This window comes from Mycobacterium sp. JS623, assembly GCF_000328565.1.
Taxonomy (GTDB): domain Bacteria; phylum Actinomycetota; class Actinomycetes; order Mycobacteriales; family Mycobacteriaceae; genus Mycobacterium.
The window spans coordinates 434259-447050 of the sequence record NC_019966.1 but is presented as its reverse complement, the minus strand read 5'-3'; the positions used below and the strand labels follow the sequence as shown (position 1 = coordinate 447050).

Below are 12792 nucleotides of genomic sequence, written 5' to 3'. Positions count from 1 at the left end.
CGTCGATTCATGACCCAAGCACCCGAGCTGCCCCCGCTTCACATGCGGCGGGTCGCGTTCGATCCGACGCCCGCACTGCGCGACATCCGCGAGACGGATGGTGTGCGCACCATGGTCAATTCGTTCGGCATGAAGGTGTACCTGGTCACCCGGCACGAGGACATCAAAGATGTGCTGTCGGACCACGAGCGGTTTTCCAATTCCCGGCCACCTGGTTTCGCGCTGCCCGGCGCGCCGGAGATTCCAGAGGAGGAAGTGACCAGCGCACGGGCGGGCAATCTGCTGAGCCTCGACCCGCCGGAGCATCAGCGGCTGAGGCGCATGCTGACCGCCGAATTCACCATCCGGCGGATGAGGCTGCTCGAGCCGCGCATCGCTGAGATCGTCGACGGGCAGCTGGATCTGATGGAAAAGGCCGGTCCGCCAGTCGATTTGGTGACGACGTTCGCGTTGCCGATCCCGTCGCTGGTGATCTGTGAACTGATCGGTGTGCCGTACGACGACCGCGACGACTTCCAGCAGCGCAGCGCCCGTCAGCTGGATCTGTCGATTCCGATTCCCGAGCGGCTGGAACTGCAGCGCCAGAGCCGCGCGTACATGGGCTCACTGGTCGAGCGGTCACGTAGGCAACCCGGCGAGGACATCCTCGGCATGTTGGTGCGCGAACACGGCGACGAGTTGACCAATGACGAACTCATCGGCATTGCAGGCCTTTTGCTGCTCGCAGGGCATGAGACCACGTCGAACATGCTGGGCCTCGGCACGCTCGCACTGCTGCGGCATCCCGAGCAGCTGGCCGCGGTGCGCGACGACCCTGATGCGGTCGGGCCTGCCGTCGAGGAGCTGCTGCGGTGGCTGTCGATCGTGCACAGCGCGATTCCGCGCATCACCACCACCGAGGTCGAGATCGCGGGCGTGACGATTCCCGCGGGTGAGTTGGTGTTCGTGTCGCTGCCGTCGGGCAATCGCGATCCGGACTTCATCGGTTCGCCGGAGGTGCTCGACATTCGACGCGGCGCGCCTGGGCATCTCGCGTTCGGCCATGGTGTGCACCATTGCCTTGGTGCACCGCTGGCGCGCATGGAGATGCGGATCGCGTTCCCGGCGCTGCTGCGTCGGTTCCCTTCGTTGGCGCTGGCGGAAGACTTCGCGGATGTGCCGTTCCGCTCGTTTCACTTCATCTACGGTTTGAAATCGCTGGAGGTGACGTGGTGAAAGTTTCAGCGGATCGCGACGTGTGCATCAGCGCGGGCAACTGCGTGATGGTCGCGGGGGCGGTGTTCGATCAGGACGACGACGGCATCGTCGTGGTGCTTGTCGATGAGGTACCCGAGGCCGAAGAGGCGCACGCCCGCGAGGCGGTAAAGCTGTGTCCGTCAGAGGCTTTGCGGGTGGTCGACTGAGTTGTCGCGATCCAGGTCGATGACGCCGGCACGCGACAGTAGCAGCAGGCTGACGACCAGCACCCAGACCGGGAACGCCAGCACGAGCCACATCGTGATGTCGCTGGCAACGAGAAGTCCAACGGCCGCAAGGTAACTCACCCCTACCAGCCAGCGCGGCATCAGTCCGGTTTTGAGCCAGATGGTGGCCAGCGACATCATGAACACCGCCGCCATCCGAAGCGCGTAGGTCTTGGACACCGTCAGCAACACCATCTGACCGAAGGTGGCGACGTACGGATCAGCTGCCGCGTGGCTTCGCTCCAGCCCAGCGCCCACACCGGCCGCGACGAACATCATCGCGAGGAACAACAACCCGCTGCCGAGGAATACCGTCGAGAAGAACTTGTCCTCGTAGCGCCCGAGCCCGTCGCGCACCACACCCATGAACCACAGGAACGCGATGGCCGCGAACGGCATGATCGTCGCGGCGATCTTGAGATTCGTGCTGCCCGTCTGCAGCCATTGGGCACCGGGCTCCTCACCCTCCGGCAGCGCCAGGCGGATGAGCACCAACGCGGTACCGAACAGCAGAGCGAACAACACCCCCGCCACTGCCGCTGCACGCGGCGTCGTCAGACTGCGCAGACGATCGCCAGGCGGACGTGTCATGCCGTCATCGTGACACGGCTACGGCTGACCGGGGAGCAATCTGATCATCAGCCCGTTGGCTTCTGCGAGCACGTTGGCTTCAGGATCGCTGGGGTCATGTAGCGACGCGTTGACGAACGCCTTACGGCCCTCGGCCTCGCGAACCCAGCCGCGCGCAACGAGCGGCGTGTCGATCGGCGTCACCTTGCGATAGTCGACATGCAGGAACGCGGTGCGGCTGATCGGGCGACCTGCCGCGTGAATCACCATGCCGAACACCGAGTCGAACAGCAGCGGCAACACACCGCCGTGCACCGCATAGTTTCCGCCGACCGAGAACCTGCTGAATTGCACGCTCAATTCGACGCCGTCGGGTTCGAACTTCGTCACCCGATACGGCGGCATCAACAGGCTGCCCGCACCGGGCAACGATGGCACCCGGTTGGCCGGGCCGACGCCTTCGGGCGCCTCGAACGGGCCGAGCAGTTTCACGAGTTCCTCGGCACGATCGGCCGCCAGATCCCAAGTGTCACTGTCGGGATCGGCCGACACCGCCAGATCCTGGGCCCGGCGCATCGCGGTCAAGAATCGCGCGAATCCCGGACCTGGCTCTGCTGCTTCGAAATTCGGGAAGCCGCCGTGTTTGTCGTAATCGGGATCGACGAGATGCGGATCGTCGCTCACGAACTGGCCGCCAGGACGTCGCGGCGCACAATCGTCTGCTCACGCCCCGGCCCGACACCGATGCACGAAACATGTGCTCCGGCAAGCTCTTCGAGCCGCAACACGTAGTCGCGCGCCTTGGCGGGCAGATCGTCGAACTCTCGGGCGTCGGAGATGTCTTCCCACCAGCCGGGCAGTTCCTCGTAAATCGGTTCCGCGCGGGCGATGTCGCTCTGCGTCATCGGCATGTCGTCGACGCGCTTGCCGTCGACGCGATATCCGATGCACACCGGAACGGTCTCCAGACTGGACAGCACGTCGAGCTTGGTCAGGAAGTAATCCGTGATCCCGTTGACCCGAGTGGCGTAGCGGGCGATCACCGCATCGAACCACCCGCACCGGCGACGCCGCCCCGTCGTCACCCCGACCTCGCCACCCGTCTTCGACAGGTACTCGCCGAACTGATCGAACAACTCGGTGGGGAACGGACCGGAGCCGACCCGCGTGGTGTAGGCCTTCAAGATGCCCAACACGGTGGTGATGCGCGTCGGGCCGATGCCTGACCCGACGGCCGCGCCGCCCGCAGTTGGATTCGACGACGTGACAAAGGGATACGTGCCGTGGTCGACGTCGAGCAGCGTGCCCTGCGAGCCCTCCAACAACACCGTCTCGCCCTGCTCCAGTGCCTTGTTCAGCAGGTAGCGACTGTCGGCGATGCGGTGCTTGAACCCCTCGGCCTCGGTCAGCAGGTTCTCGACCACCTCAGCCGCGTCCAGTGCCTTGCGGTTGTAGATCTTGACCAGCACCTGGTTCTTCAATTCCAGTGCGGCCTCGATCTTTTGGGCCAGCAGCGACTCGTCGAGCACGTCGGCGACGCGGATGCCAATGCGCGCGATCTTGTCCTGATAGCACGGGCCGATGCCGCGGCCGGTGGTGCCGATCTTCTTGCTGCCCGCATACCGCTCGACCACCTTGTCCATCGCCACGTGGTACGGCATCAACAGGTGCGCGTCGGCGGAGATCAGCAGCCGCTCTGTGTCGACGCCGCGATCCTCGAGGCCCTTGAGCTCGGTGAGCAGTACGGCCGGATCGACGACGACACCGTTACCGATGACGTTCGTGACGCCAGGGGTGAGGATGCCCGAAGGGATCAGGTGAAGGGCGAAGTTCTCGCCACTGGGCAGCACCACCGTATGGCCGGCGTTGTTGCCACCTTGATAACGAACCACCCACTGGACACGGCCACCGAGCAGGTCGGTGGCCTTTCCTTTGCCCTCGTCCCCCCACTGGGCACCGATGAGCACGATTGCCGGCATGGCATTTTCTCCCGCACTATCTGCCTCAATACAGTGGCAGCCGGTGACCCACCCTATCCCAGCCCACCGCGAGGAGCCCTGTTGACCACAGTGGACGTCGTGGTGTCGGTGTTCGCGAGCCGTGAAGTGCCCCGCGGGCTGCGGGATCTGCCGGTGGTCGGCATCGACGACATCGCCAGTCACGGCAGGGTCATCGTGGTCGGATCGGACACCGATCTGGCGTCGGTGCTGACACGTCTACTGAAGGCAGACCGGCTCGACGTCGAGGTCGGCCACGCCCGTCGACCATGGCACGCCCGCCGTGCCCGAACCGGGCAGGCCCGACGGGTTCCGCTGATCCGCGACGAGACCGGAACCGTCATCGTCGGCGCCGCGTTCTGGCTGCCGGCAGGCGAAGACGCCCGAACCATTCACGGCGAAGCCGTCACCGACGACACCCTGCTGTTCGACGGCGACGTGACCGGGGTGCGGATCGAGCCGACCGAGACGATGCCGGGCCTGCGCGCCAGCGTGCTGACCTCTCGCATGCGGCCGAAACGCTGGGTGACGGGCCGCGCCGCGCAGCTCGGCACGGACGCTGCGCTGGTGGTGCGCGACGGCGTGCCCGCGCCGAGGCCGGTTCGGCGCTCGACGTTCTATCGGCACACCGAGGGTTGGCTGCGGGTCACGTAACGACCCTGTGCGCACTTTCGACGGTAGCGTCGTGACGTGAACATCCGCCCGCTGCGCCAATCGGTGCGGCCCAGCCCGGTCTTCTTGGCCATCGTGGCGCTCACAATCGTCGGCGGCGTGCTGGCCTGGCTGGCCACCGACCCCACTAAGCCCCTGGCCCGCGTCGGCGTCTTCATCTTCGTGATCGCCGGCTTTCTGGTTTCGCTGTGTCTGCACGAGTTCGCACACGCCTACACCGCATGGCGCTTCGGCGACCGCGACGTCGAAGTGCGTGGCTACCTGACCCTGAACCCGCTGAAGTATTCGCATCCGTTGCTGTCGCTCGGTCTGCCTGCACTGTTCATCGCGCTGGGCGGTATCGGTCTGCCGGGCGGTGCGGTGTACGTCCGCACCTCGTGGATGACCAAGCGGCAGAAGACATTGGTCAGCCTGGCCGGACCGGCCACCAACGTGGTGTTCGCGATCGTCGTGCTGGCGGTGACGAGTCTGCTTGCCGCGCAAGAACACTTGGTGTTCTGGGCGGCCATGGCTTTCCTCGGCTTCCTGCAGGTGACCGCATTCGTGCTGAACATCCTTCCCGTGCCGGGCCTCGACGGATACAGCGCGCTCGAGCCGCACCTGAGCCCACAGACACAACGCATGCTGGAACCCGCCAAGGGCTGGGCATTTTTCGTGCTGCTGCTGTTGCTGTTCACACCCCAGGTCAACCGCTGGTTCTTCGGCGTCATCGACTGGTTGTTCGGACTGTCCGGGCTCAATCCCGAGCTGTGGAGGGTCGGCATGTTGCTGACGAGGTTCTGGTCGGCCTGGTTCTGACGACCTTGCGACATATGCGTCTTTACGCATAGATTGCAGGCATGGGTGCCGGACACGACCACAACCATGCCGACACCCGTGTCAGCCGCATGGTCATCGCCGCGGGGATACTGACCGCGTTCTTCGCTCTCGAGCTCACCACCGCGCTGGTGATCAACTCACTTGTCCTGCTGTCCGACGCCGGGCACATGCTCACCGATCTCGTGGCGATGTTCATGGGACTTACCGCGGTGCTGCTGGCCCGCCACGGCAGCGCGTCCCCCGCGCGAACCTATGGCTGGCATCGAGCCGAGGTGTTCACCGCGGTCGCCAACGCCGTGCTGCTGCTCGGCGTCGCCGTGTTCATCCTTTACGAGGCCCTCGAACGCCTCGGCAATGCGCCCGAGGTCCCCGGGATTCCGATGATCGTCGTCGCGCTGGCGGGGCTGGTGGCCAACGCCATCGTCGTGCTGCTGTTGCGCTCGCACTCCAAGGAGAGCCTCGCCGTCAAGGGCGCCTACATGGAGGTGGTCGCCGACACAGTCGGCAGCTTCGGCGTGCTGATCGCCGGGATCGTCACCGTGACGACGCGCTGGCCCTACGCCGACGTCGTGGTCGCGGTGTTGGTGGCGTTGTGGGTGTTGCCCCGAGCCATCTCGCTCGCGCGTGCGGCGCTGCGGATCCTGTCGGAATCGTCGCCGAGTCACATCGACGTCGACGAACTGCGCAATGCGCTGTGCGCCGTCGAGGGGGTGGCCGAGGTGCACGATCTGCACGTGTGGACGCTGGTGCCCGGCAAGGACATGGTCACCGCGCACCTGACGAGCGATCGGGATTCGGCGCTGGTGCTCGACGACGCTCGGGCCGTGTTGAGCGCCCGCGGACTCGACCACGCGACGGTTCAGGTGGAACCGCCGGACGCGGCCGCCGACTGCGAATGCGAAGCGGAGTACTGAGCTAGAACAGACCCAGTTCGGAACGGGCCGCCGGGTCGCAGTCGTCGAGCAGATCGAGGCAGCGCTGATACTCGTCGGTCTCGCCGATCGAATCTGCGGCGCGCGCGAGCGCGGCCACGCACCGCAGGAACCCGCGGTTGGGCTCGTGGCGGTAGGGCACCGGGCCGAAGCCCTTCCATCCGTTGCGGCGCAACTGATCCAGCCCGCGGTGATAACCGGTGCGGGCGTACGCATAGGCGGCGACGGCCTTGTCGTCGGCAAGCGCATCCTCGGCGAGTGCGGCCCACGCCACCGACGCCGAGGGATGTGCGGCGGCCACAATCGATGGATTCTCGGAGGCGGCCAGTTCGGCCTCCGCCGCGGGATCACCAGGTAGCAGTACCGGGTCGGGTCCGAGGAGATCTCCCATGCGCGTCATGCCCACATTGTGCCGATAGGCTGCACCGGTAGTTCGCAGAGGGAGGGACCACAGCACGGATGTCGAACCCATCAGGGCCTGAGCAACCGGATGACGCAGGAAAACCTGCGGCAGAAGAGACTGCTAACACCCAGCCGGCGGAAGCCGTGACCGATCCGGTGCACGAGCCCGCTACCGAGATCCTGTTGTCGCCGGAGGCCGAGGCCCAACTGCCGACCGAGGAGACGAATCAGCCCGTCGAGCGCCGGTATACCGCGCCATCGGGATTCGACGGTTCGACCCAGCGCATCGATACCCCGGCCGATCCGGCCACCGAGGTGATGCCACCGGTGCCCGGCCCGAAACCTGTTGCACCGCAGCTCATTCCGCCCCGTGTAGAGACGCCGCTTAAGACGCCGCGAAACCGTCGCAGCTGGGGTTGGGTAGTGGCGGTGGTCTTGGTGATCGCCGCAATGGTGGCGGTCGCGATCCTCGGCACTGTGTTGTTGACCCGCGATTCGACACCGAAGGCGTCCGAAGAGGACAAGGTCCGCACGACGATCCAGAACTTCGACGTCGCCGTCCAGAACGGCGACCTGGCCACCCTGCGCAGCATCACCTGCGGCACCACCCGCGACAGCTACGTCAACTACGACGAGCGGGCGTGGAAGGAAACGCACGCCAGGGTCGCGGCGGCCAAGCAGTATCCCGTGGTCGCGAGCATTGATCAGGTGGTGGTCAATCGCGGTCATGCAGAAGCCAACGTCACCAGTTTCATGGCCAACGCGCCGCAGACGCGGTCGACGCGCAGCTTCGATCTACAGTTCCGCGACGATCAGTGGAAGATCTGCCAGGCGCCCGACGGCTAGCCGTTTTGAGACATCGCGTAGCAGGTGCCGAGGTGCTCCTGGCTGCACGGGATGCCGTTAACCGTCGGGTACTGGCCGGGCAGGCTGACAATGTCGGCGCCCTGCGGCGGAACCGTGATGCCGGCTGGCGGAGCGCCACCTGAGTGCCCCTGCGTGCACACGCCGTCGAACCGAGGCACGGTGCCCCACGGGCAAGTGTCGGCCGAGGCCGGCGCAGCGACCGCGATCGATCCCATGGCCATCGCGAAGGTGCAGGCGAGCAGGATTTGACGCTTCACGATGATCAGCCTAGCCCGGTCGGTTGAATTGCCGGCTCAGCCGGCCGACACCGACCGGCCAGCGCTATGCAGATCCTGGCAGGCCTCGACGATGCGCTCACTCATGCCGGCCTCGGCCTTCTTGAGGTAACTGCGCGGGTCGTAGGCCTTCTTGTTGCCGACCTCGCCGTCGATCTTCAGCACGCCGTCGTAATTGGTGAACATGTGGCCGGCCAGCGGACGGGTGAACGCGTACTGGGTGTCGGTGTCGACGTTCATCTTGACGACGCCGTACTTGAGTGAGTCCTCGATCTCGGACTTCAGCGAGCCCGATCCGCCGTGGAACACGAAGTCGAAAGGCTTTGCGCCCTCGGCCAATCCGAGCTTGGCGGCGGCGACCCGCTGACCCTGCTCCAGAACGTCGGGACGCAGCTTGACGTTGCCCGGCTTGTAGACCCCGTGCACATTGCCGAACGTCGCGGCCAGCAGGTACTTGCCGTGCTCACCCGCGCCGAGCGCCTCGATGGTCTTCTCGAAATCCTCTGGCGTGGTGTAGAGCTTGTCGTTGATCTCGTGGGCGACGCCGTCCTCCTCACCACCGACGACGCCGATCTCGATCTCGAGGATGATCTTGGCGGCCGCGGCCTCCTTGAGCAGCTCGCGCGCGATGTCGAGGTTCTCGTCGATCGGCACCGCCGACCCGTCCCACATATGTGACTGGAACAGCGGATTGCGGCCTTCGGCGACCCGCTTCTGCGAGATGGCCAGCAGCGGCTTGACGTAGGTGTCCAGCTTGTCCTTCGGACAGTGGTCGGTGTGCAGCGCGACGGTGATCGGGTACTTGTCGGCCACGACGTGGGCGAACTCGGCCAGCGCGACGGCGCCGGTCACCATGTCCTTGACGCCGAGGCCGGAGCCGAACTCGGCACCGCCGGTAGAGAACTGGATGATGCCGTCGCTGCCCGCATCGGCAAAGCCCTTGAGCGCGGCGTTGATGCTCTCCGAGCCGACACAGTTGATCGCCGGGAACGCGAACGAGTGCTCCTTGGCGCGCCCCAGCATCTCTGCGTAAACCTCAGGCGTTGCGATGGGCATTTGAAGTTCCTCTCGGCTGATCCGGTCTCTGCAGGGAGTATCTCAGGAACGGTTCCTACTCGGGAGTTCGGCGTCCAGCCACGGGCGACAGCAGGCGTTCAACGCGGTCGGCATCACATAGTCAGCACCATGCGGTAGCGGGCACGGCCTTCCTCCATCGCCGCATAGGCGTCGGCGGCCTCGGTCAGCGGCCGCTCCTCGATCCAGGCCCGAACTCCCGACAACACCGCGAAGTGCATCGTCTCCTCGACGTCGCGCGCCGTGCCGGACGGATGCCCCTGCACCGACAGGCCCGGGGTGATCAGCTGGATGGGCGCGATTGGCAACGGGTCAGCGGTGACGCCGACGATGACGAGCTCACCCTCGGCCGACAAGCCCCCGACGGTGTCGGCCATCGCCTGCGAGTTGGCCGCGGTCGCAAGCACGACCGCCGCCCCGCCGAGATCCTGCAATGCGGCGGCGACGTCGGTGGCCCTCGAATCGATGTAGTGATGGGCGCCGAGTTCGCGGGCGTTTGCCTCTTTGTCGGCGCCGCGCGCAATCGCGATCGTCTCGAAGCCCATGGCCTTCCCCCACTGCACGCCGAGGTGGCCCAGCCCGCCGATGCCGAGCACCGCGACCCGGTCGCCTGCGACGGCTTTCGTCCGCCGCAGCGCGTTGTACGTCGTCACGCCCGCGCAGCCCATCGGCGCCGCTTCGGCAAACGACAATTCGTCGGGGATGCGCGCGAGCGCCGTCGCGGGGGCCGCCACCGACTCCGCGTAGCCGCCCGGGTAGTGCCAGCTCGGCACCTCGCCGTTCACGCACTGCATGAACTTGCCCTGGCGACAGGGGATGCAGCGGTTGCAGTTGCCGCCGAACCAGCCGACCGCCACCCGGTCACCGACGGCGAATCCCTCAACACCGTCGCCCAGCTCGGCGATCGTCCCCGCGATCTCATGGCCAAGCGTCACCGGCCAGGTCATGTTCGGAAAGCCACCTGCGACGAAACCGTGGTCGGTGCCGCACACGCCACAGGCCGCGACCGTGATCCGGACATGGCCGGGGCCAGGCGGAGTGGTCTCGACGTCGACGAGGGTCAGCGGCGCATTGGCGGATGCGACATGGACGGCTTTGTGGGTGGTCATAGCCGGACCCTAACGCCGACGACCGCTCCCCACAGCCCGGTACAGAGGCCTCACAGGGCCGCACCGGTATCTTGGGGGCCCATGGACACCACGACCGCCGTCTCCGCGGCTGCGAACCAGCTGGCGTTGATGCCGGACTTCCTGGACCCGATCAAGCTCATCGGATACTTCGGTGCGTGGGCCTTGGTGGGGCTGCTGGTCGTGATCTTCGTCGAGTCCGGTGTGCTGTTCCCGGTGCTGCCCGGCGACACGCTGTTGTTCGTCGCGGGCATGCTCGCCGCGGGGACGGCCGCCGCGGGCCAGGCCAATTTCCAGCTGTGGCAGCTGCTGGTCTTCATCCCGATCGCCGCCATCCTCGGCGGGCAGGCCGGCTACTTCATCGGCCGCTACGTGGGCACGGCGATGTTCAAACCGAACGCCCGCGTCCTGCGGCAGCGCTACCTGGACGAGGCCCACACCTTCTTCGAGGAGCGCGGGCCGTTCGCGATCGTGCTCGCCCGCTTCGTGCCGATCGTGCGGACGCTGGCGCCGATCACCGCCGGCGCAGCCCGGATGAGCTACGGCGCGTTCACGCTTTTCAACGTCATCGGCGCGGTGGTATGGGGCGTCGGCCTCACGCTCCTCGGATATGGGCTCGGCCAATTCGAAGTCATCCAGAAGCTGCTCGAGCCGATCTTCATCCTGATCGCGGTGATCTCGGTCATGCCGATGGTCATCGAGTGGTACAAGCGGCGGCGGGCCGCGAAGAAGGCGGCTGGCGAGCCAGCCGAAGGCTAGAGCCGGTCAGCAGCTCCTAGCTCTCCAGCGCGCGAATCAGGCTGGCGGAATCCCACGGGCCCTTGTGCCGCTTGCCGTTGACGAAGAAGGTCGGCGTCGAGTTGAGATCCATCAGTTCGGCGTCCTGCGCGTCGTCCTGCACCCGGTGCAGCACCTTCGTCGGATGCACACGCACGTCCTGGTCGAACCGCTCGAGGTCGAGGTCGATCGCGTTGGCGTACCGGTAGATATCCGACCACTCCAGATCGTCCTGATGCGCGAAGAGCATCTTGCCCATCTCGAAGTACTTGCCCTGCAGACCCGCCGCCTCCGCCGCCCGTGCGGCATCGAATGCGCGAGGGTGCACGCGCTCCAACGGCAGGTGGCGCCACACGTATCGCAGCCGCGCGCCGAAGTGCTCGGCCACCTCGTCGATCGCACCGGTGGCACGGCTACAGAACGGGCACTCGTAGTCGCCGTATTCCACCAGTGTCAGCGGTGCCTGCGGGTCGCCCCGAATGTGGTCACGCGCCGGGTCGACGTCTCGGATTAGCTTGAGCCCCACGGGTTTCGGCGGGCTGAGCCAGTCGATGAGCCGGAAGATCGACAAGCCGGCAAGGAACGCGATGACCGAGGCCAGCAGCACCCCGACCCGCGCCTGATCCTGTCGTGCCGGTTCGGCGATCGCGATGTCGACGATGAAAAGCGAAATGGTGAAACCGATTCCGGACAACACGGCACCACCGGCCGCCCGGCCCAGCGTCCCGCCCGGCGCCAGCCGCCCCAGACCGGTGCGCTGCATGAACCACGTCGCACCCGTGATGCCGATGAACTTCCCGAGCACCAGGCCGGCGAAGATGCCCCACGTCAGGGTCGAGTGCAGCGCGGCCATCACGCTGGCGGCATCGAGCCGCACACCTGCGTTGGCCAACGCGAACAGCGGCAACACGACAAAGGACACGTAGGGGCCGACGGTGGTCTGCAAGCGTTCGTTGATCGAAATCGAATCCCGTAGACCGCGAGTGGCGGCGCGGGCGTATTGCGAGTTGGGCGACTGCCTGAAAGCGCGAATCATGTCGACGGTCTGCTCGACTTGGCTGCGGTCTGGCGTGAAGACGGGAATCAGCAGCGCGACGGCGACACCGGCCAGAGTCGGATGAACCCCAGCCGTGGACAACGCAACCCACAGCGCAAAGCCGAGGAGCGCATAGGCCGGGCCGCGGGCCGCAGGCAGGAACCGGACCAGTGCCAACGCTGCGATCAGGCCGACCGAAACGGCCAGCGGAACGACGTTGATGCGGTCGGAGTAGAACAGCGCGATCACGCAGAGCGCGCCGATATCGTCGACGACCGCCAGAGTCAGCAGGAAGATCCGCAGTCGGGCAGGGTATTTGGGTTTGATGATGGCCAGCGCGCCGATGAGGAACGCGGTGTCGGTGGAGATGACAACACCCCACGCCTGCGCGTTCTCACCTGACGCGTTGAAGACAAGGAAGATGACGGCGGGCAAGGTGAGGCCTGCGATCGCGGCGACGACCGGAACTGCAGCCCGCGCGCGATCGGTCAATTCGCCGATGGTGAACTCACTGGTGACCTCGAGCCCAACGATGAAGAAGAAGAACGTCATCAGGCCTTCGTTGATCAGATGCTTGACCGTCAGCTCGGCGGTGTGCTCGCCGAACGTGAAGCCGACGTGCATGTTCAGCAGCGCCCAATAAGACTGTGCCCAAGGCGAATTGGCCCAGATAATCGCCGCAAGTGTGAATGCGAGCAGTAGCGCGGCAGCGCAGTTTTCCTTCGTGCCTGGCGCCTTGGGATCGCGGCTGAACCGGCCCGGCAGCATGCGAACGATGCGG

15 protein-coding genes are annotated in these 12792 nt (G+C 66.0%); 7 read left to right on the top strand and 8 right to left on the bottom strand.

Going from position 1 to position 12792, the window contains the following annotated elements; all coding sequences use genetic code 11:
- Nucleotides 1–9: 9 nt before the first annotated feature.
- Together MYCSM_RS01975 and MYCSM_RS01970 are read left to right on the top strand one after the other, a co-directional pair.
- Nucleotides 10–1215: a cytochrome P450 gene (locus tag MYCSM_RS01975; protein ID WP_015304448.1), complete on the top strand. Its 1206-nt coding sequence runs from the start codon at nt 10–12 to the stop codon at nt 1213–1215.
- On the top strand, nt 1212–1403 hold the full coding sequence (locus MYCSM_RS01970) for a ferredoxin (RefSeq protein ID WP_041313011.1): 192 nt from the start codon (nt 1212–1214) through the stop codon (nt 1401–1403). Before MYCSM_RS01975 ends, MYCSM_RS01970 begins: the two co-directional genes overlap by 4 nt.
- On the opposite strand, the gene MYCSM_RS01965 is transcribed toward MYCSM_RS01970, so the two are convergent.
- From MYCSM_RS01965 to MYCSM_RS01955, 3 genes are read right to left on the bottom strand one after another with little or no spacing between them, the layout of a single operon-like run.
- Nucleotides 1377–2054 carry a hypothetical protein gene (locus tag MYCSM_RS01965; RefSeq protein ID WP_015304446.1) on the bottom strand — a complete coding sequence of 226 codons (678 nt, stop codon included), beginning with the start codon at nt 2052–2054 and terminating at the stop codon, nt 1377–1379. The two genes, MYCSM_RS01970 and MYCSM_RS01965, sit on opposite strands and share 27 nt — an antisense overlap.
- 18 nt (nt 2055–2072) lie before the next feature.
- Entirely contained in the window at nt 2073–2717 is a 645-nt protein-coding gene (locus tag MYCSM_RS01960; protein ID WP_015304445.1) for a PaaI family thioesterase, read from the bottom strand.
- Nucleotides 2714–4012 carry an adenylosuccinate synthase gene (locus tag MYCSM_RS01955; protein WP_015304444.1) on the bottom strand — a complete coding sequence of 433 codons (1299 nt, stop codon included), beginning with the start codon at nt 4010–4012 and terminating at the stop codon, nt 2714–2716. Before MYCSM_RS01955 ends, MYCSM_RS01960 begins: the two co-directional genes overlap by 4 nt.
- 81 nt (nt 4013–4093) lie before the next feature.
- On the opposite strand from MYCSM_RS01955, the gene MYCSM_RS01950 reads away from it, so the two are divergent.
- From MYCSM_RS01950 to MYCSM_RS01940, 3 genes are read left to right on the top strand one after another with little or no spacing between them, the layout of a single operon-like run.
- Nucleotides 4094–4684 (top strand): hypothetical protein, encoded by a 591-nt coding sequence (locus tag MYCSM_RS01950; protein ID WP_015304443.1) that lies wholly within the window; start codon nt 4094–4096, stop codon nt 4682–4684.
- Nucleotides 4685–4720: 36 nt separating this feature from the next.
- Entirely contained in the window at nt 4721–5500 is a 780-nt protein-coding gene (locus tag MYCSM_RS01945; RefSeq protein WP_015304442.1) for a site-2 protease family protein, read from the top strand.
- A gap of 41 nt (nt 5501–5541) precedes the next feature.
- Complete coding sequence (locus tag MYCSM_RS01940; RefSeq protein WP_015304441.1) at nt 5542–6435, top strand: cation diffusion facilitator family transporter; 894 nt, start codon at nt 5542–5544, stop codon at nt 6433–6435.
- Nucleotide 6436: 1 nt separating this feature from the next.
- Here the strand turns inward: MYCSM_RS01940 and MYCSM_RS01935 are convergent, their stop codons facing one another.
- A complete protein-coding gene (locus MYCSM_RS01935) occupies nt 6437–6853 on the bottom strand; it encodes a DUF3151 domain-containing protein (RefSeq protein WP_041311200.1) in 417 nt (138 codons plus the stop codon).
- Between the two features lie 59 nt (nt 6854–6912).
- On the opposite strand from MYCSM_RS01935, the gene MYCSM_RS01930 reads away from it, so the two are divergent.
- Nucleotides 6913–7701, top strand: a complete 789-nt coding sequence (locus MYCSM_RS01930) for an Rv0361 family membrane protein (RefSeq protein WP_041311198.1) — start codon at nt 6913–6915, stop codon at nt 7699–7701.
- Here MYCSM_RS01930 and MYCSM_RS01925 read toward each other — a convergent pair.
- The 3 genes from MYCSM_RS01925 to MYCSM_RS01915 all read right to left on the bottom strand — a co-directional run bounded on the left by MYCSM_RS01925 (nt 7698) and on the right by MYCSM_RS01915 (nt 10180).
- A complete protein-coding gene (locus MYCSM_RS01925; protein ID WP_015304438.1) occupies nt 7698–7979 on the bottom strand; it encodes a hypothetical protein in 282 nt (93 codons plus the stop codon). The genes MYCSM_RS01930 and MYCSM_RS01925 overlap by 4 nt on opposite strands.
- Nucleotides 7980–8015: 36 nt before the next feature.
- Entirely contained in the window at nt 8016–9053 is a 1038-nt protein-coding gene (fbaA, locus tag MYCSM_RS01920) for a class II fructose-bisphosphate aldolase (protein ID WP_015304437.1), read from the bottom strand.
- 113 nt (nt 9054–9166) lie between these two features.
- Nucleotides 9167–10180 (bottom strand): alcohol dehydrogenase catalytic domain-containing protein, encoded by a 1014-nt coding sequence (locus MYCSM_RS01915; RefSeq protein WP_015304436.1) that lies wholly within the window; start codon nt 10178–10180, stop codon nt 9167–9169.
- Nucleotides 10181–10261: 81 nt separating this feature from the next.
- Between MYCSM_RS01915 and MYCSM_RS01910 the strand changes: the two genes are divergently transcribed.
- Nucleotides 10262–10957 (top strand): VTT domain-containing protein, encoded by a 696-nt coding sequence (locus MYCSM_RS01910; protein WP_015304435.1) that lies wholly within the window; start codon nt 10262–10264, stop codon nt 10955–10957.
- A 16-nt stretch (nt 10958–10973) separates the two neighbouring features.
- On the opposite strand, the gene nhaA is transcribed toward MYCSM_RS01910, so the two are convergent.
- Nucleotides 10974–12779, bottom strand: coding sequence for a Na+/H+ antiporter NhaA (gene nhaA, locus MYCSM_RS01905; protein WP_015304434.1), 1806 nt, complete (start codon nt 12777–12779; stop codon nt 10974–10976).
- Between the last annotated feature and the right edge of the window lie 13 nt (nt 12780–12792).

Bases quoted from the DNA above. Each gene is read 5' to 3' on its own strand.
- MYCSM_RS01915 (WP_015304436.1), bottom strand. From the start codon at position 10,180: ATGACCACCCACAAAGCCGTCCATGTCGCATCCGCCAATGCGCCGCTG.
- fbaA (WP_015304437.1), bottom strand. From the start codon at position 9,053: ATGCCCATCGCAACGCCTGAGGTTTACGCAGAGATGCTGGGGCGCGCC.
- nhaA (WP_015304434.1), bottom strand. From the start codon at position 12,779: ATGCTGCCGGGCCGGTTCAGCCGCGATCCCAAGGCGCCAGGCACGAAG.
- MYCSM_RS01965 (WP_015304446.1), bottom strand. From the start codon at position 2,054: ATGACACGTCCGCCTGGCGATCGTCTGCGCAGTCTGACGACGCCGCGT.
- MYCSM_RS01930 (WP_041311198.1), top strand. From the start codon at position 6,913: ATGTCGAACCCATCAGGGCCTGAGCAACCGGATGACGCAGGAAAACCT.
- MYCSM_RS01975 (WP_015304448.1), top strand. From the start codon at position 10: ATGACCCAAGCACCCGAGCTGCCCCCGCTTCACATGCGGCGGGTCGCG.
- MYCSM_RS01955 (WP_015304444.1), bottom strand. From the start codon at position 4,012: ATGCCGGCAATCGTGCTCATCGGTGCCCAGTGGGGGGACGAGGGCAAA.
- MYCSM_RS01910 (WP_015304435.1), top strand. From the start codon at position 10,262: ATGGACACCACGACCGCCGTCTCCGCGGCTGCGAACCAGCTGGCGTTG.
- MYCSM_RS01940 (WP_015304441.1), top strand. From the start codon at position 5,542: ATGGGTGCCGGACACGACCACAACCATGCCGACACCCGTGTCAGCCGC.
- MYCSM_RS01935 (WP_041311200.1), bottom strand. From the start codon at position 6,853: ATGACGCGCATGGGAGATCTCCTCGGACCCGACCCGGTACTGCTACCT.